Raw genomic sequence first — 20,814 nt, forward strand, 5'->3', positions numbered from 1 at the left:
GCTCATCGCGTGGCGCTCACCGTGAAGCCGAATTGGGACGAGGTCGCTTCCGATCTGAAGGCGGCCTGCACGGTGGGCCGGTTCTCCAGTCGCCAGTCGCCTTGCCGGTGGAAGTCATACCATACGAAGCCGAGTATGTCCGGATGTGTCTCGACGGCGTTGAACAGGGCGTGCACCGACGAGACCTGGTTGGTTCCGGGCTCCGCGCTGGTCTCGGCGACGATGAACGGCTTGTCCGTGAAGGTGCGGATCTGCAGCAGCGTCGGCAGCAGCAGCGTGCTGTACGCGTGCGGCCCGCCGCTCGACGACCAGTACGCGGTCACGCCGACCCAGTCGACGTACGCGTCACCGGGATACAGGGGCTTGAGTTTCACGTCCGGGACCGGATGGATGTCGTTGGGGTTCCAGATCCAGATCACGTTGGTGGCGCCGTCCTTCACGAACAGGTCATGGACATGCCGCCAGGCGGCGACGAACTGCGCCGGCGTGGTCTGCTTCGTGCCCCACGGGTACCAGTCGCCGTTCATCTCGTGGCCGAAGCTGAGCGCGATCGGGAGGTTCAGCGCGCGCACCGACGCTGCGAACCGGTTGACGTAGTCGTCCGAAGCACCGTCCGCGATCTGCTGAGTCGTGATGTTGAACGGTTCCCACACCTGGAAGTACAGCGCTCCGTAGGACCAGGCGTTCTTGACCGCCTGCACGTCGAGGCCCGAGTTCCAGCCGACGTACTGGCCGAGGATGTTGGGTTTCTTGCCGACCCAGGAGGCGAACTGCTGCACCGGGGCGATCGAGTCGGGGGCGCCCGGCATCTCGACCCCGAGGTACTTGCGCGGGGGGTTGACCAGCGGCCTGACGTCATAGGGCGGCGCGCTGGGAGACGGCTGCGCCGAGGTCCCGGAGCCCGACGCGGTGGCGCCGCCCGCGCCCGCCCCGGGAGAAGGCGTCTTCCACACGGCGGCGTCGTGCACGACGGAACAGCCCGAGAGCGCCCCGGCGGCGAGAGCGAGCGCGAGCAGTGGAGCGACCAGGCGGCGCCGACCCGTCATGCCGCGGCGGACCTCGGCCGGACCAGCACACGCGCGGCCGTCGCCGCGTAGAAGAGGCCCGAGGCGAGCAGCACCATGAAGTTGAACGGATCCATCGTGTACATCCGCCACAGGCACAGGCCGACCCACGCGACGGCGGTTGTCGCCGTCCAGCCGATCATCCCGATCCAGAAGCGCTTGTTGCGCCCCTGCTTCTTCGCCGAGGAACCGGACGGCTGCCATCCCATCCGGTTGTTGCGCAGCACGTCCCAGATCGTGAAGACGTGCGCCCAGCCGTAGACCATCCGGCACGCGTACGCCTCGAGCCGGTACGGCGCCCGGTGCCAGAGCGGGAAGACGACGCCCGCGTAGACCAGCCCGGGCACGACGTAGATGAGATTCGTCAGCTGCAGATCCCGGGGAAGACCGGCCAGCAGCGCGATCGGGATGAGCGGCAGCAGGAAGGTCATCAGAGCGGTGTGCACATAGTAGAAGAACCCGGACAAGTAGCTCAGGCGCACCCGGAACGGCAGCTTCGACTTCCAGAACTTGCGGCTGCCGAGCATGCTCATGTTCCCCGAGCACCAGCGGTACTGCTGGTTGACATACGCGGCGATGTTGTCCGGGCACACGCCGGTGGACAGCGCGATCGGCAGGTACCTCAGCCGCCAGCCGCGCAGGTAGAGGTCGAATCCGGTGTGCACGTCCTCTGAATGTTCTATCAGCGTCATGCCGCCGTTGTCGTCGAGAGCCGCCCGCCGGTACACGGCGCAGGTGCCGACGCAGATGGCGCCGTCGTAGCGGGCGAGCGAGGTCTGCACGGAGCGGTAGAAAAGCTCCTGCACCGCGCCCGCGCCGCGCTCCAGCCAGGTCTGCGAGTCGAGCACCCGGAAGAACTGCGGGGTCTGCACTATCCCGACGCTCGGATCCTGCATGTGCGGCAGGGTCTCGTCGAGCATGTCGGGCCTGGGCGCGAAGTCGGCGTCGAGCAGCAGGATGAACTCGCCGCGCGATATCCGGTAGCCGTAGAGCAGGTTCCCGGCCTTCTTGTACCAGCCGCGGTTGGACCGGCCGGCGTACACGTAGCCGAACTCCTGCGCCATGCGCCGCAGCTGCGGACTGTCCGAATCGTCGAGAATGTACACGTTCACGTCGCCGCGGTAGTGCGCGGCCATCAACGCGACGTGCGTCCACGTGTTGCGAAGAACCTCGACCGGTTCCCCGCAGACGGGCAGCAGCACGTCCACGGACGGGTACGTCTCCGGGTGCCAGTCGCGCACCAGCGCCCTGTGCGCGGCCAGGTCGAAGTCCCGCGTCGCCGCGTTGACGAACACCGAGATCACGAAGTACAGGACGGTGAAGACCAGGAAGGGCAGATACACCCAGAACCACGCCGAAACCTGGATCATGCGCAGCTGGCTGTAGACCAGGAAGCCGAAGCTGAGGACCGAGGCCCACACCAGGAGCATCGCGTTGCGCTTGACGTACGAGTACTTCTCGTGGTCGTCAGGTGGCTGCGGCAGAGACGGATCGAACGCCGGCGGGCGGCTCACGCGCGGAATCCGGCGAGCAGCGGGCGCCGGGGAAGCCTGCGGCAGGCTCTCGATGCGAGCGCCCTCGACGACGTCGGTCACGTTGAGACCCTCCCGGACCACGAGGTCGAACAATACGAGCGCGGCAATGCTATCCCGCCGCGGCGTCGGGGCGACAGCACCGGGAGCCGGCGCGATGCGTGGAAGTTACAGCGGACTTTGAGACCGGAACCGCTTGAAATCAGGGCACACGCCGTGGATACAATCGCCAATCGCCCCGGCCCGCAGCGTAGCGGCCAGAACGCCTGCCCGGCGGGCGGGCCCGTACGTCGTTTCGCAGCTAAGGGGTCGCATGGAAAGCGCCGCGTCCATTCTCGACGGCATGCGCGCGGCGGTCCCCCCGGGACGGGCGAAACTGAGCGAAGCGGACGTCCGAGCGCTCACGCGTCTGACCGAGCGGCTGCGGGCCGTGCGCCCCGACGCGCACGAGGAGTATCACCGCTTCCAGTCCATTCGCGAACGCGGCCTCAACCTGCCGCACGACGCGGTCCGCGGCTGGCTCACCGGCCGTACCGTGCTGGTCACCGGCGGTACCGGCTGCATCGGCTCGATGCTCGTGGAACAACTCGCCGCGCTCGCCCCGGCGAGGCTGGTCGTGGTCAGCCGCGGGACGGTGCAGCCGTGGCGGCTGTTGCCGGGCGCGGAATACCTGCAAGCGGACATCAGGGATCAGCGCCGCATAGCGGAGCTCTTCACCGAGGTGCGCCCCGAGATCGTGTTCCACGTCGCGGCCCAGCGGGAGCCCGGACGCGCCGAGGTCGAGGTGCACCGGACGGTCACCACGAACGTGTTCGGCACCCGCAACATCCTCGACGCCGCGGCGGAACACGGCGTGCGGCACGTCGTGTGCGCCTCGACCGGCAAGGCCCTGCGGCCCTACTCGCCCGACATCTACGCTCAGTCCAAGCGCGTGGCGGAATGGCTGATGGCGCGCGCGGCGGCGCGCGGCGGCCCGCTGATCACCGCGGCCCGCTTCACCCACGTCGTGGACAACTCGATCGTCGCGGACCGGTTGCGCCGCTGGTGCAAGGCCGGAGTGGTCCGCCTGCACAGCGCGCAGATCGACTTCTACGCGCAGTCCGCGCTGGAATCGGCGCAACTGCTGCTCGCCTCCGGGCTGGGCCCGCGCCCCGGCGTGGCGCGGATGCACGCGCTGCGCAACCTGGACTGGCCGGTCAATCTGCTGGACCTGGCCCTCGGCATGCTCACGGAGACCCGCTCCAGGTCACCGATCTACATAGCCGGTTACGAGGACGGCTACGAGCCGGAGGCGTTCCCCGGGCTCTACGACCCGCGCACCGCCGGCGGCCTCAGCCCTCTGATCAACGCGTTCGAGGCCGCGTCCGTCGTGCCGGGCGACTGCGCCGAGACCGACGCCTTCGAGCTGCACGCGCCCGGCGACGACGGCGCGCCACTGCGCGCGCTGGCAGAACTCGAAGACGCCTGTGGCGCGAGCGGAGATCCGTGCGTGCTGCGCGGTCCCTTCGAGCAGCTGTCGCTGGCGCTGCTGCACAGCACCCTGCGGGACGTGCCCAAGCCGGCGCTCGCCCGGTCGATTCAGCTCGCCACCGCGCGCGGCGCGGCGCCCCATCAGGCGCACGATCGGCTCTTGGACGCGCTGCGGCACTGGGCCGGCTGAGCCGCGTCACGCGCAAGCCCCGTGATACGGCGACGGGCGACGGGGTTCAGCCCGTCGCCCGCGGTCGTTCGCCCGTCCGGACCGGCCGATCAGCTTCCCGTCGACAGATAAGGAATCAGCTGGTTGATCTGCGTGGCGAATCCGGCAGGTACCCCGCTGCCGCCCAGCGCCGCGCGCAGTTGGCTGATCCCTTGCTGTACCGAGGTTCTCGACGCGATCTGCTGTTGCAGCGTATTGACCGCCTGGTTCAACGGGCCCTGCGCCCGCTGCGGGATCTGCCCGGCCGCCTCGGCCTGCGAGACGGCCTGCTTGATCTGTTGCAAGGCCTGGCTCGGGCCGGCGGGCGCGGTGGCCAGCGGCTTGACCGAGTAAGCGGGCGTCGGGCTCGCGCCGGCACCCGTCGCGGCCGACGCCGTCGCCGTGGCGCTCGCCGAGGGCAGCGCGCTCGGTGCGGAACCGCCGGCGAGCTGCCCGGCGGATGCGCTGGCAGCGGCGCCGGTCGTCTGTCCGGTCGGGGATTGTCCGGTGCCGGCCCGCGGGCCGCCCGGGCTCGCAGAGGGCGAAGTTCCGCCGCCGCCGCTCAGCGCCCAGGCGATGGCGCCGCCGGCCACCACGACGATGGCGATCGCGACGTAGAGCGCTGATTTCGGGTGGCGGCGCGAGGGTGGGCTGTGCCGTCCGGACGGCGAGGCCGCCGGGGTCAGCGGGGCCGCGGCGAGAGCGGTGGCGAGCGCGCCACCCGATCCGCGCCGGCGTGAACCGCCGCGGCCACCGCCGCTCGAAGCCCGCGCGCCGGCGGCGGCGGCCACACCCGCGGCAGCACCGACACCCGCGCCGACCAGTTCCCGGGCGCTGCCGGCCTCCTCGACCAACTCGGCCGACTCGACCACCTCCGCGCCCTCGACCAACTCGGCCGACTCGACCACCTCCGCGCCCTGGACCACCTCCGCGCCCTGGACCACCTCCGCGGCTTCGGCCCGAGCCTCGCCCTGCGCGAGGAGCACTCCGACTGCCGCGCCCACCGCGGCGGCCTGCGCCGCCTGCGCACCCGCCGCCTGCGCGGCCTCGTCCTCGCGGATACGCAGCGCCGCGGCCAACTGGGCCACGGTGGGCCGCGCGGCCGCCTCGCCGAGCGCCGCCACCAGCAGCGCGGCCAGTTCGGCGCGCAGCCCGTAGGTCGCCACCAGATTGGCCTCGGCCCAGGCGCGCCGCCGCTCGACCAGTTCCAGGGTCAGCAACTGCGGCGCCGCCGCGCTCTCAGGGCTCGAACCCGCGTCGAAGCCGACGCCGAACTCCGCCTCCACCGCATCGACCCCGGCCAGGGCGACGCACGCCAGCCACGCCAGCGCGTACACGTCGGCCGCGGTTGTCAGCTCACTGTCCGAAGCCGCCTCCAGCGCCGCGGCCGCCGCCAGGTCGATCAGCACCGCGCCGCGCTCGGCCAGCAGGAACGAATAAGCGGACAGATGCCCGTGAACCAGCTCGATCTCGTGCAACACCTTGAGCACGTCGGCGATCGCGCCGAGCACCGCGAAGACCTCGGCCTCGGTCAGCGCGCCGCGCAGCAGCACCGTGGCCAGGCTTTCCGCCTCTACCGGCTCCAGCACGACGTAACCGACCCGGCTGACCACCGCGTCGGTGACGACCTCGACCTCGACCGCCTCATCGGCCGCGTCGCCGACCGCCGCATCAACGTTCCGTGTGACATCGACCGCCGCGAGTTCGACCTCGATCTCGCCGAAGTCCAGGATCGCGGGCAGCGCCGGGTGGTTCATCCGGCGCAGCGCCGAGACCACACCCGCCAGATGCTCGCCCGAGGCCACGACGCCCTGCGAGGCAGCCAGCTGAAGCCAGACCTCGGCGCCGCGGCTCTCGTCCAGCGCGAGCCAGTACTCGTATTCGACGCCGGTAAGAGTGCTGTCGGCGACGGCGAAGCGGGTCAGCCGCTCGACCACGCGATAGCGGTCGGCGACGACGGCGCCCTGCCCGATTGCGGATATCCCCACCACGCGCGGCACTGTACACCAGAACACGACGGGAGCCACAGGTCTGGATCCCGCCGTGTTCGGACCGTGATTTTGCAGGTCCGGCCTGGGTTCGGCGGCTCAGCCCAGCGCCTGCGCGAGATCGGCGAGCAGGTCGGCCCGGTCCTCGATGCCCACGGACAGCCGCACCAGGTCCGCCGGGACCTCCAGCGGGGAACCGGCGGCCGCCATGTGCGTCATCCGGCCCGGGTGCTCGATCAGCGACTCGACGCCGCCGAGCGACTCTCCGAGCGTGAACAGCCGTGTGCGGCCGCACAGCTCGACGGCCGCGGACTCACCGTCGGCGTGCCGGAAGGAGACCATGCCGCCGAAGCCGCTCATCTGCTTCGCCGCGATCTCGTGCCCCGGATGCCCGGGCAGACCGGGGTAACGCACCTCGGCCACCTTCGGGTGCGCGACCAGCAGTTGCGCGACGGCCTCCGCGTTCGCGCAGTGCCGGTCCATCCGCACCGCCAGGGTCTTGATACCGCGCAGGGTGAGCCAGGCGTCGAACGGTCCGGCGACCGCGCCCATCGAGTTCTGGTGGAACGCCAGCCGCTCCCCCAGCCCCGCGTCCGCCACGACGAGGGCGCCGCCGACGACGTCCGAGTGCCCGCCGATGTATTTGGTGGTCGAGTGCACCACCACGTCGGCGCCGAGCGCGAGCGGCTGCTGAAGATAGGGCGTGGCGAAGGTGTTGTCCACCACCAGCAGCGCGCCGGCCTCGCGGGCGATCCCGGCCAGCGCGGCGATGTCCGACACGCCGAGCAGCGGATTCGACGGCGTCTCGACCCACACGGCCTTCGTCCGCCCCGGGCGCACCGCGGCGCGCACCGCCTCCGGGTCACCCGGGTCGGCGGCGGTCCAGTCCACGCCCCAGCGCTGGTACACCTTGGCGAACAGCCGGAAGGTTCCGCCGTAAGCGTCGTCGGGGATGACGACGTGGTCGCCCGGTCCGAGCACCGTGCGCAGCAGGCAGTCCTCCGCGGCCAGACCGGAGGCGAAGGCCAGTGCCCGCGTCCCGTTCTCGATCGCGGCCAGGCATTCCTCCAGCGCGGTGCGCGTCGGGTTCGCCGACCGCGAGTACTCGTAGCCGCCGCGCAGCCCGCCGACGCCGTCCTGCTTGTAGGTGGAGACCTGGTAGATCGGTGGCACGATCGCGCCGGTCAGCGGGTCCGGCTCCTGGCCCGCGTGGATGGCGAGCGAGGCGAAGCCCCAGGGTTCCGCGTGCCCGGCATGAGCGGTCCGCTCGTCTCGGGCGGAACGATCAGGACGTTGCGGCTGGTGCCCGTGGTGCTGGTGCTGACGGTCGTGCTCGTGCCCCGTGTCGGGTTTCGACTCAGTCATACCGACAGGCTATGCCGATCCACCGCACCCGTCGCGCGCCGCCCGCGACCCGCCGTCAGTAGTCCCGCCAAGCGCTGTCGGCCTTCAGCCCAGTCAACTGCTTGTCGCGACGCGGGCCGTGTCCGGCGCCGCCCGGCGCGCCAGCCGCCGAGCGCGGCGTTTCGCGATCACCCGCTCGTGCGCCAGGCAGGTCGCGACGAGTATCGCCGCACCGACTGCCGCGATCACCACCAAGGTCACCACCAGCGCGGCCCACTCGCCGGGCAGCGCCCGTTCCAATCCGCCCCGCGCTCCGCGTGTACCGGCCCGTGTCACCGCGTCCGCCGCCGCGATCTCAACCGCGTGGCCGCCGCTCCAGATCATCACGGCTCCTCGACTCGTCTGCTGGAAGCCTCCCGCTACCCCGTCCCCGCCGGAGCATCCCCGCGAGGCGTGCGCGGGGTTCGGAAGCAGCATCCGCGGTGCGCAGTCTCCGGTGTGCGAGGTGCGTGGGCGGTGCGTGGGCGGTGCCTGGAAGCAGTCGAGCCGAGTGCGCACCGGTGGACGGAATCCGTGGGGCGCCGCACGCGTTGACGAAACAGTCGAAGAAGGAGGCCGAAGGCCGTGTTCCGCTTCACCAACCCGTTCAAGGACCGTCTCCCGGGCCCAGGCGAGGCGTTGCCCGGCAGGCAGAGCCGTCCGTTCCGCCTGGCCGGCGCGCACACGGTGCTCGGCACCTCGATCGAGGACCTGCCGCAGGGCCACGAGCAGGCGGTCTTCGGCCTCGGCTGCTTCTGGGGCGCCGAGCGCAAGTTCTGGTGGCACGACGATGTCTACTCCACCGCCGTCGGTTACGCGGGCGGCAGCACACCGCATCCGACGTACGAGGAGGTGTGCTCCGGCTTGACCGGACACGCCGAGGTGGTGCGTGTGGTCTACGACCCGAAGGTCGTGTCTTACGAGTCGCTGCTCAAGCTCTTCTGGGAGTCCCACGACCCGACGCAGGGCAACCGTCAGGGCAACGACGTCGGCACCCAGTACCGGTCGCTGATCCAGTACTTCACGCAGGACCAGCGCAGGGCGGCCGAGGCGAGCCGCGCCGCGTATCAGCAGGTCCTCACCGCCGCCGGGCATGGCGCGATCACGACCGCGATCGAGCCGGCCACCGAGTTCTACTACGCGGAGGACTACCACCAGCAGTACCTGTCGGACGCCAAGAACCCGAACGGCTACTGCGGCCTCGGCGGGATCGGCGTCGAGCTGAGCGACCCCGGCGAGGACGCCTGGGGTTCCTGCCCGACCGGCCTGATCGCCACCGACGGCAGCGTCACCACCGCCGGCTGACCGGGCATCGCGCGGCCGGATCGCCCGCGGTAGGCGGGAAATCGGCCCCTGGCGCGTAAGCTGAGGGCATGGACTCCACCAGCTTTATCATCGCGACCGACACCGGCAGTTACTGGGGCAGATCGTTCGGAAGGGACGGCGCCACGTTCGTGCGGGCCAATGCCTACCAGTACGACTCCGCCGACCTGGCCGCCGCCGAGATCGCCACATTGGTGGCCGCGGGTGACTCCCGTGCCTACCACGTCGAGGCGTCGGCCCCCGCCCGCAGGCGCTACTGACCGCGCGGGGCGCCGCGGCCTCGCCCGCGCCACCTCTCAACCAGGGCCTTGGACCTAATGGGCCGCGGCGTTGAACGCAAACGAGTTCGGGACCGCCGGAGCGAATCCGGCGGTCCCGACTCTCAGCCTCAGATGGGTTCGCCCTGAAGCCGTACCAAAGATCCGCTCAGATCACAGCGGCTGGATGTTGGCAGCCTGCGGACCCTTGGCGCCCTGGGTGACCTCGAAACTGACGGCCTGTCCCTCTTTCAGCTCGCGGTAGCCCTGGGTGGCGATTGCGGAGTAGTGGGCGAACACGTCGGGGCCGCCCCCGTCCTGCTCAATGAACCCGAAGCCCTTCTCCGCGTTGAACCACTTCACAGTGCCAGTTGCCATACTCGTTACTTCTCCTTCATGGAGTGCACGCCCCGGACCTGAAACCTTGCAGGACCGCGCTGCGTTTCCCACTCCATACGTGGACAAGACTAGCCGAACGGCCCGCACGGCGCAGCCCACAGACCGAGTCGAGTCGAAAGATCCCCGGAGCGCACCGCTGAGCCGGCGCGAATCACCAGGTCAGCAGCCCTCCTCGCGACCCAAGGGATCACACTTGCGGAGGCCCGTTCAGCCGAATGGGCGGCAAACCCGGCGACTCCGGCCGGGTGCCTGGTCGCTGGGCGACTGAATCCAGCCACCGCCGCCCGCCGCACACCGTGGCTGCGAGCGTCCCGTGGCCGGCGGTGCCGAGCGACACGCCAGGGCCGTCAAAACGACGCGAGACCGTCAAATGTGCTCGATGAGCGCGTCGAGCGGTCGCGGTACTCGGTCGAGACTGACGGCTTCGGCCATGAGCCGCGCGTAGCGCTGTTTTCCGCCGGAACGTCCCCCCATGAGCCGGCGCAGCTGATGATGCAGGCCGCGATCCCGGAGCGCGGGCTGTAGCTGAAGTCTGCGAAACGAGGCGATCTCGCCCTCGGCCTCGACGATCTGCTCCACCCCGGCGGCGCCGACGGCGCGGATCAACTCGTCCTCGAGGTCCGCCGCGCACATGAAGAAGCCGCGCGCCTCCAACTCGTCGCGAGACAGATCCGTACCGAGGCCGTGGCGCTCCAGGGCACGCTTGAAGTACCGCTCCTCGGCCCTGTCATAAAGCCCGGCGAGCTTGCGATCGAGCCCGCGCGGGCCGTAGCGGTCAAGGTGACGGCCGATGTTCGTCGCGCCGTTCATGGCCACGACCTCGATCCCCTCGGCCGCCAACGCCCTGCCGCGCCGCCGCGCCAGCACCTCGACCGCCAGCCGGTCACTCAGTCCCTCGACGAGAACGACCGCCCGCAGGCCCGCACCCGCGCCGCCCGAGACCAAGTCCTCGCCCGTCTCCATCACCGAGACGATAGCCGCCGGGCCGCCGACGTGACCACGCCGCCGGAAGCCGCGCTCTCGGCGATGGACCGGGTCCGCTCCCGGTCTCGCCGGGAGCGCGCCCGGCGCCATGTGACAACCACTGAAGAATCTCGCCGGAATCTACTTGGCAAGCCGTTTACCCACGGGCAACCGGGAGAGGCGAGTTTCCGCGCGCAGTCTCGCGCTCGGGCTCAGGCTCAGGCCGATCGCCGCCGAGGCACCGGCCGTCGCCGCCAACCCACGAACACAACCTGAATTCAACGGACGCGCTTTCGTACGCCCGTGCCGTTTCCGAACACTCATTTCGGACGTCTCGGCGGGCTCGGCGCAGAAAAACAGGAGGTTCCACGATGAAGGGCGGAACGAGAGTCGCCGCGGGGGTCGCGGTCGGCTACCTGCTGGGGCGCACGAAGAAGATGAAACTCGCGCTGATGGTCGCGGCGGCCGGGGCGACCGGCGGCGTGCCGAGGAACCCGGGCGAGCTGGCCCGGCGCGCGGTCACCGGACTCGGCGCATCCGCGCAGGTCACTGAGCTGATGGACAGCGTGCGCGGGGAACTGGGCACGGCGGTCAAGACGGCCGCGAGCTCGATGGCGACTCGTCGCATCGACTCTCTCACCGACCGCCTCACCGCGGGTCCGCTCGCCGGCGTCCAGGCCACCGCGGCTGGTCAGGGCGGCGAGGAAGAGGAACAGGGCCAGGGCCAGGGACCGGAAGAAGACGAGCAGCAGCGGGAACCCGAGCAGGGCCAGGAAAAGCAGCAGCCGCGCGCCTCTCGTTCGACCGAAGCGGAACCCGGCGCCGACGAGCGCAAGCGTGCGCCGAGCGAACGGGCCGAGGCGCAGCCTGACGAGCCGTATCGCCCGGTCACCCGAGGGCGCCGCGCGGAAGGCGGCCCGCGGCGCACCCGCGAAAGCGAGTCCCATGACGATCAGCCGCGCGCCGCCCGGCGACCGGCTCGCGCGACCGCCGCTGCGGGCAGCGGCGAACGACGCACGCGGAGGTGAGACAGATGGCGACCAAGGAGAAGGAAGTCGCACAGAAGGCCGTCGAGGTGGCCCCCGGCGACCAGTTGCGCCAGTCGGTTCAGCAGCTGGTCGAGACGCTCACGCAGCGGGCGTTGTCCAGCGCCACCGACAGGGTCGGCAGCACGGTGGGCAGGTTGACCGAGGGCGCCGCCGGGAACGGCTCCTCCGCGCTCGCCTCCGCCGGGACCGAGGCCCTCAAGGCCGCGCCTTCGGCGGTGGTCAGCGCGGGCGTGGCGGGAACCAAGTCCAAGCTGAAGGAGGCCGCCGGCGGGCTGAAGGAGACGCTGACCGGCGGCGGCGGGGGCAAGGCCCAGCGCGGCGGGCACGGCAAGCTCACCAACATCGTCGAGTCGATCGAGATCGGCGCGCCGATCGACGTCGTCTACGACCAGTGGACGCGCTTTGGCGACTATCCCTCGTTCATGAAGAAGGTCGAGCACGTCGAGCAGGTCTCGCCGGAGAAGGTCGCCTGGAAGGCGCAGATCTTCTGGTCGCACCGCGGCTGGGAGTCCACGATCCGCGAGCAGGTACCGGACGAGCGGATCATCTGGACCTCGAAGGGTCAGAAGGGCTCGGTCGACGGCGCGGTCACCTTCCACGAACTAGCGCCGGACCTGACCAAGGTCATCGTCGTGCTCGAATACCACCCGCAGGGGTTGTTCGAGCGCACCGGCAATCTGTGGCGGGCACAGGGGCGCCGGGTGCGCCTGGAGCTCAAGCACTTCCAGCGACACGTGATGACGCGCACGTTGCTGCACCCCGACGACGTGGAGGGCTGGCGCGGCGAGATCCACGACGGCAAGGTCACACCCGAACCGGAGCGCGAAGCGGGCGACGAGGGCGAAAACGGAAACGAGGCCCGCGACCAGGACCGGGGTCAAGAGCGCGACCGGGAGGCGCCCGGGGACGAGTACGACGACGAAGAGGGCGAATACGACGCCCGCGACGAGGACGACGAGCCGGACGCCGAGAGCGACGAAGAACCCGAAGACGAAGACGAATCCGAGGACGAGGACGAGGACGAGGCGGAGCCGGCCCCGGCTGCGCGCGGCCGCCGTCCCCGAGCCCGGACGTGAGCCCGGGCGACACGGCGATGAGCCACACGAGAGAGCGACAAGCGAGGAGGCAACGGGCTCAATGACCGTACAACCGTCAGGTGGTGGCGGCGCTCTGAACCGGCCCGACGCGAGCGGACTGGCCGACGTCATCGACACCATTCTCGACAAGGGCCTGGTCATCGACGCGTATGTGCGGGTGGCGCTGGTCGGCATCGAGCTGCTGACGATCGACGCGCGCGTGGTGATCGCGAGCGTCGACACCTATCTGCGGTTCGCCGAGGCGGTCAACCGTCTCGATCTGACCGAGAACCAGCAGAAGGGGCTTCCGGACCTGGTCGGCGACATCAACCAGGGAGCGGCCAAGTCGCGCACGAAGGGCGCTCTCGACGCCGCCGGCGAGAAGCTGGGCAATCTGCTCGACGCCGCGCCGGAGCGGGAAGACGCGCGGCGGGAACGGAGGCGTACCCAATGAGCGAGACCGCGGCCACCGGACAGGCGGCGACCCAGAAGCACCGCACCGGTTACTACATCTACGCGATCGCACCGGCGGACGTGGCGACCACCGCCGAGGCGCGCGGCGTGGGTGATCCGCCGGCCGGCGTCGAGGTGATCGCGCACGACGACATCGCGGCGCTGGTCAGCGAAATCCCGGCGGATCACGCGCTGGGCACGCCGGACGACTTCGCCGCGCACGCCCGGCTCGTCGACGCCGCGGCACAGGAGGTGCCGATACTCCCGCTGCGCTTCGGCGCGGTCCTGCCCGACCGGGAGGCGGTGACCGAGGAGTTGCTCGCCGCCAACCACGACGAGTTCGCGGATGCGTTGCAGCACCTCGACGGCCGCGCGGAGTTCATCGTCAAGGGCCGCTATGACGAGCAGGCGATCCTGCGCGAGGTGCTCGCGGAGAACCGGACGGCAGAGCAGTTGCGCGCGGCGATCGCCGGCGCGCCCGAGGACGCCACGCGCAACGAACGCATCCAGCTCGGCGAGCTGATGACGCAGGCTGTCGCGGCCAAACGCGAGCAGGACACGGCCGCGCTGGTGAAAGCGCTCGCACCGCTCGGTTACGACGGCGTGATACGCGAGCCGACGCACGAGCGTGACGCCGTCTACGTGGCGTACCTCGTGGACACGGACGGCCGGGACCGGTTCCGCGAGACGGTCGAGGACTGGGCCGAGCGCCAACGCGGCCGGATCGACGTGCGCTTGCTCGGGCCGGTCGCGGCGTACGACTTCGTCGGCACCGCCCAGCCGGGGAGCTAGCGATGGGCCTGTTCTCGTGGACGGTCGGCCTACCGCTGGCACCGGTGCGCGCTGTGATCGGCCTCGGCCAGGTGATCCAGCGGCAGGCCGAAACGCAGCAACGCGACCCCGCGGCGGTACGCCGCCGCCTCGAAGAGCTCGACGAAGCGCAGCGCAGCGGGCGGCTCGGCGCCGAGGACGTGCGCCGGGAGCAGTCGGCGGTCACGACCGCGATGCTGCGGCCGGCTCCCGGCCGCGACGCCGAGCGGGAACGCGAAGAAGGCGGCTGACGGCAAAAGAGGCAGCCCGCAGAGAGTGAAGTGACGGGACTATGGCGGAACGAGAAGTGCAGACGCGGGACATCGGGTTGCGCGAGGCGGCTGCCGCGGCGCTCGACGTCATCAGGTCGATGGTCGGCAAGGAGCCGGTCGGTGTCACGTCGCTGGAGCCGACCGACGACGGCTGGCTGGTCGCGGTCGAGGTGCTCGAGCAGGAGAGGGTGCCCAGGACCTCGGACATCCTCGCGCTGTACGAGGTGGAGATCGACCTGGACGGCGAGATCATCTCCTATCGCCGGACCCGGCGCTACCTTCGCGCCGACACCGGTGAGAGCCAGTGGGAGGCGACGCCGTGACGGTGACCGGTCCGACGAACAACCAGCCGGCGCCGACCAGCTCGAACCTCGGCGACATCCTGGAGCGGGTCCTCGACAAGGGCCTGGTGATCGCGGGCGACATCCGGGTGAACCTGCTCGACATCGAGCTGCTGACGATCAAGCTGCGCTTGGTGATCGCCTCGCTGGAGACCGCGAAGGAGGTGGGGATCGACTGGTGGGAGAGCGATCCCTGGCTCAGGGGCGAGGAGCACGGCCTCGCGGCCGAGAACCGCCGGCTGCGCGAACGTGTCGCAGCGCTCGAAGAGGCGCGGGAGAACGGCGGCGGGCGCGCGCTTGCGCGCGGCCGGGACTGGGAATCCGGCGCCGGCCGCGACGGCGAGCAGGCCGGGCTCGAAGCGGCGAAGCGGGGCGGCGGACGGCATGGGTGAAGGCTGCGCAGTATGGCTTTACGCGGTGATACGCGACGACCTGCGCGAGCGGCTGCCTTCCGCCCGCGGTGTGGCTGGTGAGCGCGTGCGCACGGTGGTGGAAGGAAATCTGGCGGCCGTGGTCGGCAGCGTCGGGCAGCGGGATTTCGCCGCCGAGCAGCTGGCACGCAACCTGGAGGACCTGGACTGGCTGGCCGGCGCGGCGCGCGCCCACGACGCCGTGGTCGCGGCGGCGGCCGCGTGCGGGCCGGTGGTGCCGGTGCGGCTGGCGACCATGTTCGGACACGATGACGCCGTGCGCGGCCTGCTGGCGGCGAGACGCGAGGACTTCCGCGCGACGCTCGATTCGCTGGCCGGCCGGTCGGAATGGGGGGTCAAGGCGTATCTCGACCCGGATGAGCCTGTGAACGCCGCGAGCGCGCATTCCGGCCCGGCGCTGTCGCACGGCGCGGCCGAGTCCGCGCCGGGCGGGACCGGAAGCGCGTACCTGCTGCGGCGTCGCGCCGAACTGGCCGCGCGGCGGTCCGCCGAGAACAGCGCGCGGGACTGGGCGCAGCAGATGCATGAACGCCTGCGCCGCGTCTCCACGGCCAGCCGCCTGCTGAGGGCTCAGGACCCGAAGTTGAGTGGCCATAAGGCCTGGATGGTGCTCAACGCCGCCTATCTCGTCGACGAGGATCGCGTCGAAAGGTTCCGCGCGGTCGTGGAGGAGCTGATCGGCTGGCAGCCGGGCCTGGATGTGGAACTGACCGGCCCGTGGCCGCCTTATTCGTTCGCTGTCTCGGCGGGAGTGCGCGATGGATGACACGGCCCTGCCGCTCGAACGGCCGATCGCGCTGGTCGATCTGCTGGACCGGGTCCTGGCCGGCGGAGTGGTCGTCACCGGCGAGGTGACGCTGTGCGTGGCCGACGTCGAGTTGGTCCGGGTCTCCCTCCGGCTGCTTCTGTCGTCGGTGAGCGCGCTGGCCGCCGGTTCGGCCGATTCGGTCCCCGGCGGCCTGGAGGCGTGGTGAAAGGCGACCGGCGTGCCGATCGGGCCCAGGCCGATGCAACCCTGGCTGACGCACCACAGGCCGACGCACCGCACGCCGTGGTACCCCGGGCAGTGGCGCCCCGGGCCGAGGGATCCGGCGCGGAGCTGTCCGCCCGCATCGACGCCGACGCGCAGAACGTGGAGCGCTCGCTGGTGGCGCTCGTGTTGACGCTGGTCGAACTGCTGCGGCAGTTGATGGAGCGCCAGGCGATCCGCCGGCTCGACGCGCAGGACCTGACCGACGAGCAGATCGAGCGCATCGGCGGCACGCTCATGGCGCTGGAAGACCGGATGGCGCAGCTGCGCGAGCACTTCGGGTTGAGCCCGGAGGACCTCAACATCGACCTCGGGCCGCTGGGCAGGTTGCTGCCCGATCCATGAGACCCGGTGCAGCCCAGATGCTCAGAACAGGGTCGGCTGCTCGGCCGGGACCGGTTCCGCGAGCGGCTCCAGCTCCGGGACGCGTTTACGCACCTCTTCGTGGAAGCGGCGGGCCAGCATCAGCGCGTTGGCGTTATCGGGCGTGTGGATGAAGAACGTCGGCGAGCGTCCTTCGCGCAGCCAGGCACTGACGGTGCCGAGCCAGGGCTGCCAGCCCGCGACCGTGAGCCGCGGATCGTCGCGGCCGATGTAGCGCACGACCGGGTGACCGGTCAACGCGCGCGTCCTGCGCGGCAGCCGCGGCTTCTTCGACCACGCCTCGCGTTCGGCCTCGCTGCTCGGCGGCGTCGCGAACAGCACCGTGGTGTCGAAAGCGATCCATTCGGCCCCGCCTGAGCCGCCCGGCCCGCCTGCACCGCCCGGACCGCCGACCTGGCCGAGGACCTGCTCCAGGCGAGTTCGCCAGCGCTCGTCCTCGAAGAACGCGCGGTGACGGACCTCGACCGCATACGTGTACTGCGTCGGTAGCCGCCGCAGGAAGCCCGCGAGCGTGTCGAGATCGCCCGGGGTGAACGACGCCGGCAGCTGGATCCACAGCGCGTGCGCCCGCGGCCCGAGGGGTTCGATCACTGACAGGAAGTCGCGCAGCGGGCCGGCCACGTCGCCGAGGCGTCGCTCGTGCGTGATCGTCCTCGGCAGTTTGAGCACGAAACGGAAGTCCGGGCCGGTCTGCTCGGCCCACGAGCGGACCGTCTCGGGCGCAGGCGTCGCGTAGAAGGTGGTGTTGCCCTCCACGGCGTTGCACCAGCCCGCGTACGCCCGCAGGCGCTCGCGCGGCGCAAGGGGATGCGGCAGATGACGTCCCGACCAGGCCGCGTGCGTCCACATCGCGCAGCCGACGTGCAGTTTCATGCCTTCGAGGATATCCGTGCCGCTCAGAGCACGCCGAAAGTCAGGGCGGCCAGGTAGCGTTGGAACCGCACCCGCGCGTACGCGTCCAGGGCCTTCTGCTCGGCGCGCAGTTCGTACTGCGCCGCCTCGACCGCGTCCCGGTACAGCGCGCAATCCCGGTCGATCGCCGCGACGGCCGTGGCGTGCGACGACCGCGTGCTCTGATCGTCGGCGGCCAGCGTGGCGCGCCGCGACTTGGTCTGAGCTCGCAGCGCCCTGTGTTGCACGTCCGCCGCGGACCTGACCGCGTGCTCGCGCGCTGCGACACCCGCCAGCCGCACCGCCGCCTCGCTGTCGAGCTGCGCCCGGATCGCGGCGGTCAGCTGCGCCGGCGCCTGACTACTCGACCGCGCCGCCAAGGTCGCGCGCCAGGCATCGAGGTGCCGGGCACGCACCTCCCCCACCATCGGAACTCTGAGCGGGCGCCCGTCGCGGTGCAGCACCCGCGCCGCGGGGGCACGGCCGAGCCGCTTCTCGATCCTGATACCGACGAAGTCGGCCGCGGTGCGCACGCCCGCCACGTCCAGTTCCGCGACGACCGCGCGGTCGATCCCGTAGATCTGCGCCGTGTCGATGCGGTGGCGGGCGAGTTCGTCGCCGCGGTGCCTGGCTTCCACCGCCTCGGTCCGGCGCGTCAGCTCAGCGGCCTTCCACTCCCGCAGACCATTGCGTTCGCCGACGAGCCGCGCCAGCTGATCGTCCCGGCGGCGGTCGATCTCGGCGTGTTCCGCGGCAGCCTCCGGGTCAATCCGGGCTCTGCGATCTGCCAGCGAGACCAGGTCCCGTTGATACGCGGCAACGCTTTCCTGCCGCGCCGCGAGCTGCCAGCGCAGCTGTGCCTGCGCCTGTTCCCGCCGAGCCCGCGCGGCGCGCGCGGCGCCGCGGCGCGCACGTCTCGCCCGTACCTGGGTGAGCCGCAGGAATCTGATCCACAGCGCGACCCACGTCCCGGCGGCGATGGTGCCCGCGACGATCAGCGCGAGGGCAGCGGGAACCTCGACGCCCGGCACCACCGGGGCGCACGCGGTCACGCAGATAATCAGTAGACTGACGTACCAGCCGAGCCGCTCGCCCCACCCGGGCCGCTCGAAACGCACCGCGGACGGCGGCGGCCGGTGGTCGTCGAGCCAGCCGCCCGGCCCCGCCGCGGCGGCCGCGAGCGCCGGGTCCGTTCCGGGTTGCCGGCACTCTTCGCCATCGCGTGCGGCGTGCCGCACGGGCTTCAGGGGTCGCGCCTGCCGCGGCGTACGGATTCTGACCACCTGGTCGAGCGGCGCGATGCCTTGCAGCGGCTCATCCGCCACGGCCGCCAGTTCCTCCGCGGACCTGCGTATGCGGGCATTGACATCACGGAGCGCGGTCATTCCCGCCGACGCGGACGGGTCTTCCAGGTCGTGCTTCCGCAGCAGCAGAAACTCTCCGCCCGGCTTGTGCAGCCGAGACCACAGGGTGGGATCGGCGGCCAGCGCGCTGAGCGAGAGGTGGATCACGCGCGCCGAGAAACGATCGAGCCAGGGCCCGTAATCGGCGGCTTTTCGGCGCGGGTGCTGGTAGTTGGGCTGTCCGAGTTCCATCGCGGGCCGGTCCCGCAGCGCGGGCACGTACATGCCGTCGTAGTCGATGAGCTTGAGCTCGTCGCGCGCCGTCACCAGCAGATTGCCGTGCTGGAGGTCGCCGTGCGCGATCCCGGCCGCCTCCAGGCCCGCGACCAGGCGCGCGAACGCGTCGGCCAGCCGCTCGAAACCGCCGTGGTCGCCGGCACGCAGCTTGTCTTCGATCCAGGCGATCAGCTGCTTCGCCTCGATCCATTCCATGACCAGGACGGGGTACGCTTCGCCGGCCACGAGCACGCCGCGCTCGACGTAGCGGAACTCGACCTTCCAGCGCGCCGGTACGTCGCGCAGCGCGGCACCGATCTCGCGGTACCGCTCCTGTTGGTCGGTCACGTCGCGTGTGAAGCACTTGACTGCGAGCCTGCGTCCGCCGGCCGTGTCGGCCGTGAACACGCTGGCGAAGTTGCCGGAGATGGGGCGCGGCAGGCCGAATCGGTCGGTGCGGATCACGCAGCCGGCGAGTTCGGGATCGACGAAACAGCGCCCGGTGTCCTGCAACGCGTCCACGTACGCGCCGCTGGTCGGGAAGGTCGCCATGGTCGCCATCAGGCCACTGGTCCCGGCCGCGCGCGCGTCACCGTCCCCGCGACTGTCCCCGCGACCGCATCCGTGCCCGCATCCGTGCCCGTGCCCGTGCCCATGCCCATGCCCATGCCCATGCCCATCTGCGGGACGCAACGCAGAACCGTGACATCGTCGTTGCGGATGCGCCGCTCGGCGCGCAGCGTGTCGAGCCATCGGGACGGATCCGGTTCGCTCATCGCCGCGTCGAGTTCCCGCCATGGCCGGCGGCCCGCCTCGAAACCGGCCAGGAACCACTGCGCGGCGGCGTCCGTGGCCAGATAGAACACGTCGCCGGGCAGCCAGGTCCCGCGCCGGGTCACGGTGCGCTGTTCCAGCAGGTCCCGGCGCGGCTCGCGGGTCCCGGCCAGATGCGGGCCGGTGTCGAAATCCGCCGAGGAAAGCACCGGGAACGCCGCCACGAGCGCCGAGCCGCGCACCTGGAAGCAGCAGGTGTCGCCCAACGCGGCCGCCGTCCACGTGCCGCCACCGCCGTGCTCGGGAGGTTCGGGTACTGATGCCTCGGCGCTTCGGAACGAGACCCCGAGCAGTGTCGCGTAGGCGCCCTGCCCGACCTTCGCCTCCTCGTACCAGGCCAGCGGCCGCCCGGCCCGCTGCCTGCGCCGGATGTAGCGCTTCACGCGGACCGGCCACCGCGCCGCCGCGGCGCAGATCCGCTCGGCGAACACCCCGGCGTCCAGGTCCCGCCCGGCCAGGGCGCCGACCGCCCTGGCCAGATCGGCCGCCCAGGCTCCCGCGAGCATGCTCTCGGACGCGCCGTCGGCGACGGCCACGGTGAGAGCGTGCGCCCAGGTACCGCCGTCCGGCGCATGCCATGCGTCCTCGTACTCTGCTTCACTCGACCCGGCCTTCGGCTGCCACAGCACGGTGCAGCCGAGCCGGACGGCCTCAACGCAGGTCGGTCGCACGGGTGCCGATGTCGAGGAACTGGACGACGGAGGTGATGTCGGCGTTGAAGACGAAACCCCGGCTGCCTTCCGAGACCGCAATGCCCTGCGTCGCGGCATAGGCGTGCATGTGCGGCGGCAGCGTCGAGGACATGCCGAACAACAGGCGGGCGAAATCGTCCGGCAGGTTCGCCTCGTTCGCCGGGAACACGATCGGCGCCGCCTGGCCCGCGCTCACGTGCAGGTTGAACACGAGCACCGGGCCGTCGGCGGTGGCCAGCGACCGCAGCCGTGCCGCCGCCTCGGACGGGTCGCCGTCGGTGGACTCCCCGTCCGTCAAGTTGAGCACGATCGGCGGAAAGGACCCCGGCCGCTCCCCCACCCAGC

General features: G+C 71.1%; 23 protein-coding genes and 1 pseudogene. 13 read left to right on the forward strand and 11 right to left on the reverse strand.

The window, feature by feature from the left end; genetic code table 11:
- Nucleotides 1-2 precede the first annotated feature (2 nt).
- Entirely contained in the window at nt 3-1,046 is a 1,044-nt protein-coding gene (locus tag KGA66_RS17835; protein ID WP_211469282.1) for a glycoside hydrolase family 26 protein, read from the reverse strand.
- Nucleotides 1,043-2,494, reverse strand: coding sequence for a glycosyltransferase family 2 protein (locus tag KGA66_RS17840; RefSeq protein WP_438822052.1), 1,452 nt, complete (start codon nt 2,492-2,494; stop codon nt 1,043-1,045). The genes KGA66_RS17835 and KGA66_RS17840 overlap by 4 nt, the downstream gene beginning before the upstream one ends.
- 415 nt (nt 2,495-2,909) lie before the next feature.
- On the opposite strand from KGA66_RS17840, the gene KGA66_RS17845 reads away from it, so the two are divergent.
- The gene (locus KGA66_RS17845) at nt 2,910-4,256 is read left to right on the forward strand and encodes a polysaccharide biosynthesis protein (protein WP_211469284.1); all 1,347 of its coding nucleotides are present in this window, start codon (nt 2,910-2,912) and stop codon (nt 4,254-4,256) included.
- An 89-nt stretch (nt 4,257-4,345) separates the two neighbouring features.
- Here the strand turns inward: KGA66_RS17845 and KGA66_RS17850 are convergent, their stop codons facing one another.
- The 3 genes from KGA66_RS17850 to KGA66_RS17860 all read right to left on the reverse strand — a co-directional run bounded on the left by KGA66_RS17850 (nt 4,346) and on the right by KGA66_RS17860 (nt 7,990).
- On the reverse strand, nt 4,346-6,265 hold the full coding sequence (locus tag KGA66_RS17850; protein ID WP_211469285.1) for a protein kinase family protein: 1,920 nt from the start codon (nt 6,263-6,265) through the stop codon (nt 4,346-4,348).
- Nucleotides 6,266-6,361: 96 nt separating this feature from the next.
- The gene (locus tag KGA66_RS17855; protein ID WP_211469286.1) at nt 6,362-7,627 is read right to left on the reverse strand and encodes a cystathionine gamma-synthase; all 1,266 of its coding nucleotides are present in this window, start codon (nt 7,625-7,627) and stop codon (nt 6,362-6,364) included.
- A 93-nt stretch (nt 7,628-7,720) separates the two neighbouring features.
- Nucleotides 7,721-7,990, reverse strand: a complete 270-nt coding sequence (locus tag KGA66_RS17860; RefSeq protein ID WP_211469287.1) for a hypothetical protein — start codon at nt 7,988-7,990, stop codon at nt 7,721-7,723.
- A 240-nt stretch (nt 7,991-8,230) separates the two neighbouring features.
- Here KGA66_RS17860 and msrA point away from each other — a divergent pair, with 240 nt between their 5' ends.
- Both msrA and KGA66_RS17870 read left to right on the forward strand, forming a co-directional pair.
- A complete protein-coding gene (gene msrA / locus KGA66_RS17865; protein WP_211469288.1) occupies nt 8,231-8,950 on the forward strand; it encodes a peptide-methionine (S)-S-oxide reductase MsrA in 720 nt (239 codons plus the stop codon).
- A gap of 68 nt (nt 8,951-9,018) precedes the next feature.
- Nucleotides 9,019-9,228 carry a hypothetical protein gene (locus KGA66_RS17870; protein ID WP_211469289.1) on the forward strand — a complete coding sequence of 70 codons (210 nt, stop codon included), beginning with the start codon at nt 9,019-9,021 and terminating at the stop codon, nt 9,226-9,228.
- 171 nt (nt 9,229-9,399) lie between these two features.
- On the opposite strand, the gene KGA66_RS17875 is transcribed toward KGA66_RS17870, so the two are convergent.
- Both KGA66_RS17875 and KGA66_RS17880 read right to left on the reverse strand, forming a co-directional pair.
- Entirely contained in the window at nt 9,400-9,603 is a 204-nt protein-coding gene (locus tag KGA66_RS17875) for a cold-shock protein (RefSeq protein WP_211469290.1), read from the reverse strand.
- A 387-nt stretch (nt 9,604-9,990) separates the two neighbouring features.
- Nucleotides 9,991-10,587 carry a TOPRIM nucleotidyl transferase/hydrolase domain-containing protein gene (locus tag KGA66_RS17880; protein WP_246508024.1) on the reverse strand — a complete coding sequence of 199 codons (597 nt, stop codon included), beginning with the start codon at nt 10,585-10,587 and terminating at the stop codon, nt 9,991-9,993.
- 371 nt (nt 10,588-10,958) lie between these two features.
- Here KGA66_RS17880 and KGA66_RS17885 point away from each other — a divergent pair, with 371 nt between their 5' ends.
- The 10 genes from KGA66_RS17885 (at nt 10,959) to KGA66_RS30240 (ending at nt 16,394) form a co-directional block, all read left to right on the forward strand.
- Complete coding sequence (locus tag KGA66_RS17885) at nt 10,959-11,615, forward strand: hypothetical protein (RefSeq protein WP_211469291.1); 657 nt, start codon at nt 10,959-10,961, stop codon at nt 11,613-11,615.
- Nucleotides 11,616-11,620: 5 nt separating this feature from the next.
- Complete coding sequence (locus KGA66_RS17890) at nt 11,621-12,712, forward strand: SRPBCC family protein (RefSeq protein ID WP_211469292.1); 1,092 nt, start codon at nt 11,621-11,623, stop codon at nt 12,710-12,712.
- 61 nt (nt 12,713-12,773) lie between these two features.
- On the forward strand, nt 12,774-13,166 hold the full coding sequence (gene gvpJ / locus KGA66_RS17895; RefSeq protein ID WP_211469293.1) for a gas vesicle protein GvpJ: 393 nt from the start codon (nt 12,774-12,776) through the stop codon (nt 13,164-13,166).
- Nucleotides 13,163-13,957 (forward strand): GvpL/GvpF family gas vesicle protein, encoded by a 795-nt coding sequence (locus tag KGA66_RS17900; RefSeq protein WP_211469294.1) that lies wholly within the window; start codon nt 13,163-13,165, stop codon nt 13,955-13,957. The genes gvpJ (KGA66_RS17895) and KGA66_RS17900 overlap by 4 nt, the downstream gene beginning before the upstream one ends.
- 2 nt (nt 13,958-13,959) lie before the next feature.
- Entirely contained in the window at nt 13,960-14,226 is a 267-nt protein-coding gene (locus KGA66_RS17905) for a gas vesicle protein GvpG (protein ID WP_211469295.1), read from the forward strand.
- Nucleotides 14,227-14,267: 41 nt separating this feature from the next.
- Entirely contained in the window at nt 14,268-14,570 is a 303-nt protein-coding gene (locus tag KGA66_RS17910; protein ID WP_211469296.1) for a gas vesicle protein GvpO, read from the forward strand.
- The gene (locus KGA66_RS17915) at nt 14,567-14,980 is read left to right on the forward strand and encodes a gas vesicle protein (protein ID WP_211469297.1); all 414 of its coding nucleotides are present in this window, start codon (nt 14,567-14,569) and stop codon (nt 14,978-14,980) included. Before KGA66_RS17910 ends, KGA66_RS17915 begins: the two co-directional genes overlap by 4 nt.
- On the forward strand, nt 14,973-15,785 hold the full coding sequence (locus KGA66_RS17920; protein WP_211469298.1) for a GvpL/GvpF family gas vesicle protein: 813 nt from the start codon (nt 14,973-14,975) through the stop codon (nt 15,783-15,785). Before KGA66_RS17915 ends, KGA66_RS17920 begins: the two co-directional genes overlap by 8 nt.
- Nucleotides 15,778-15,993 (forward strand): gas vesicle protein GvpJ, encoded by a 216-nt coding sequence (gene gvpJ / locus KGA66_RS17925; RefSeq protein WP_211469299.1) that lies wholly within the window; start codon nt 15,778-15,780, stop codon nt 15,991-15,993. The genes KGA66_RS17920 and gvpJ (KGA66_RS17925) overlap by 8 nt, the downstream gene beginning before the upstream one ends.
- A gap of 125 nt (nt 15,994-16,118) precedes the next feature.
- Nucleotides 16,119-16,394 (forward strand): gas vesicle protein K, encoded by a 276-nt coding sequence (locus KGA66_RS30240; RefSeq protein ID WP_281416674.1) that lies wholly within the window; start codon nt 16,119-16,121, stop codon nt 16,392-16,394.
- 21 nt (nt 16,395-16,415) lie between these two features.
- On the opposite strand, the gene KGA66_RS17935 is transcribed toward KGA66_RS30240, so the two are convergent.
- The 4 genes and pseudogenes from KGA66_RS17935 to KGA66_RS17950 all read right to left on the reverse strand — a co-directional run.
- Nucleotides 16,416-17,306, reverse strand: coding sequence for a DUF72 domain-containing protein (locus KGA66_RS17935; protein WP_211469301.1), 891 nt, complete (start codon nt 17,304-17,306; stop codon nt 16,416-16,418).
- Nucleotides 17,307-17,329: 23 nt separating this feature from the next.
- On the reverse strand, nt 17,330-19,504 hold the full coding sequence (locus tag KGA66_RS17940; protein ID WP_211469302.1) for a protein kinase family protein: 2,175 nt from the start codon (nt 19,502-19,504) through the stop codon (nt 17,330-17,332).
- Nucleotides 19,504-20,448 carry a hypothetical protein gene (locus KGA66_RS17945; RefSeq protein WP_211469303.1) on the reverse strand — a complete coding sequence of 315 codons (945 nt, stop codon included), beginning with the start codon at nt 20,446-20,448 and terminating at the stop codon, nt 19,504-19,506. Before KGA66_RS17945 ends, KGA66_RS17940 begins: the two co-directional genes overlap by 1 nt.
- A pseudogene (locus tag KGA66_RS17950) lies at nt 20,429-20,814 on the reverse strand (VWA domain-containing protein); the annotation flags it as partial. The pseudogene KGA66_RS17950 and the gene KGA66_RS17945, both read right to left, overlap by 20 nt.

Source organism: Actinocrinis puniceicyclus, from assembly GCF_018283645.1.
In the GTDB taxonomy this organism is placed as follows: Bacteria; Actinomycetota; Actinomycetes; order Streptomycetales; family Catenulisporaceae; genus Actinocrinis; species Actinocrinis puniceicyclus.

Coding starts and splice junctions, on each gene's coding strand:
- KGA66_RS17835 (WP_211469282.1), bottom strand. CDS start 1,046: ATGACGGGTCGGCGCCGCCTGGTCGCTCCACTGCTCGCGCTCGCTCTC.
- KGA66_RS17840 (WP_438822052.1), bottom strand. CDS start 2,494: ATGCTCCTGGTGTGGGCCTCGGTCCTCAGCTTCGGCTTCCTGGTCTAC.
- KGA66_RS17845 (WP_211469284.1), top strand. CDS start 2,910: ATGGAAAGCGCCGCGTCCATTCTCGACGGCATGCGCGCGGCGGTCCCC.
- KGA66_RS17855 (WP_211469286.1), bottom strand. CDS start 7,627: ATGACTGAGTCGAAACCCGACACGGGGCACGAGCACGACCGTCAGCAC.
- KGA66_RS17860 (WP_211469287.1), bottom strand. CDS start 7,990: ATGATCTGGAGCGGCGGCCACGCGGTTGAGATCGCGGCGGCGGACGCG.
- KGA66_RS17870 (WP_211469289.1), top strand. CDS start 9,019: ATGGACTCCACCAGCTTTATCATCGCGACCGACACCGGCAGTTACTGG.
- KGA66_RS17875 (WP_211469290.1), bottom strand. CDS start 9,603: ATGGCAACTGGCACTGTGAAGTGGTTCAACGCGGAGAAGGGCTTCGGG.
- KGA66_RS17880 (WP_246508024.1), bottom strand. CDS start 10,587: ATGGAGACGGGCGAGGACTTGGTCTCGGGCGGCGCGGGTGCGGGCCTG.
- KGA66_RS17885 (WP_211469291.1), top strand. CDS start 10,959: ATGAAGGGCGGAACGAGAGTCGCCGCGGGGGTCGCGGTCGGCTACCTG.
- KGA66_RS17890 (WP_211469292.1), top strand. CDS start 11,621: ATGGCGACCAAGGAGAAGGAAGTCGCACAGAAGGCCGTCGAGGTGGCC.
- gvpJ (WP_211469293.1), top strand. CDS start 12,774: ATGACCGTACAACCGTCAGGTGGTGGCGGCGCTCTGAACCGGCCCGAC.
- KGA66_RS17900 (WP_211469294.1), top strand. CDS start 13,163: ATGAGCGAGACCGCGGCCACCGGACAGGCGGCGACCCAGAAGCACCGC.
- KGA66_RS17905 (WP_211469295.1), top strand. CDS start 13,960: ATGGGCCTGTTCTCGTGGACGGTCGGCCTACCGCTGGCACCGGTGCGC.
- KGA66_RS17910 (WP_211469296.1), top strand. CDS start 14,268: ATGGCGGAACGAGAAGTGCAGACGCGGGACATCGGGTTGCGCGAGGCG.
- KGA66_RS17920 (WP_211469298.1), top strand. CDS start 14,973: ATGGGTGAAGGCTGCGCAGTATGGCTTTACGCGGTGATACGCGACGAC.
- gvpJ (WP_211469299.1), top strand. CDS start 15,778: ATGGATGACACGGCCCTGCCGCTCGAACGGCCGATCGCGCTGGTCGAT.
- KGA66_RS17935 (WP_211469301.1), bottom strand. CDS start 17,306: ATGAAACTGCACGTCGGCTGCGCGATGTGGACGCACGCGGCCTGGTCG.
- KGA66_RS17940 (WP_211469302.1), bottom strand. CDS start 19,504: ATGGCGACCATGGCGACCTTCCCGACCAGCGGCGCGTACGTGGACGCG.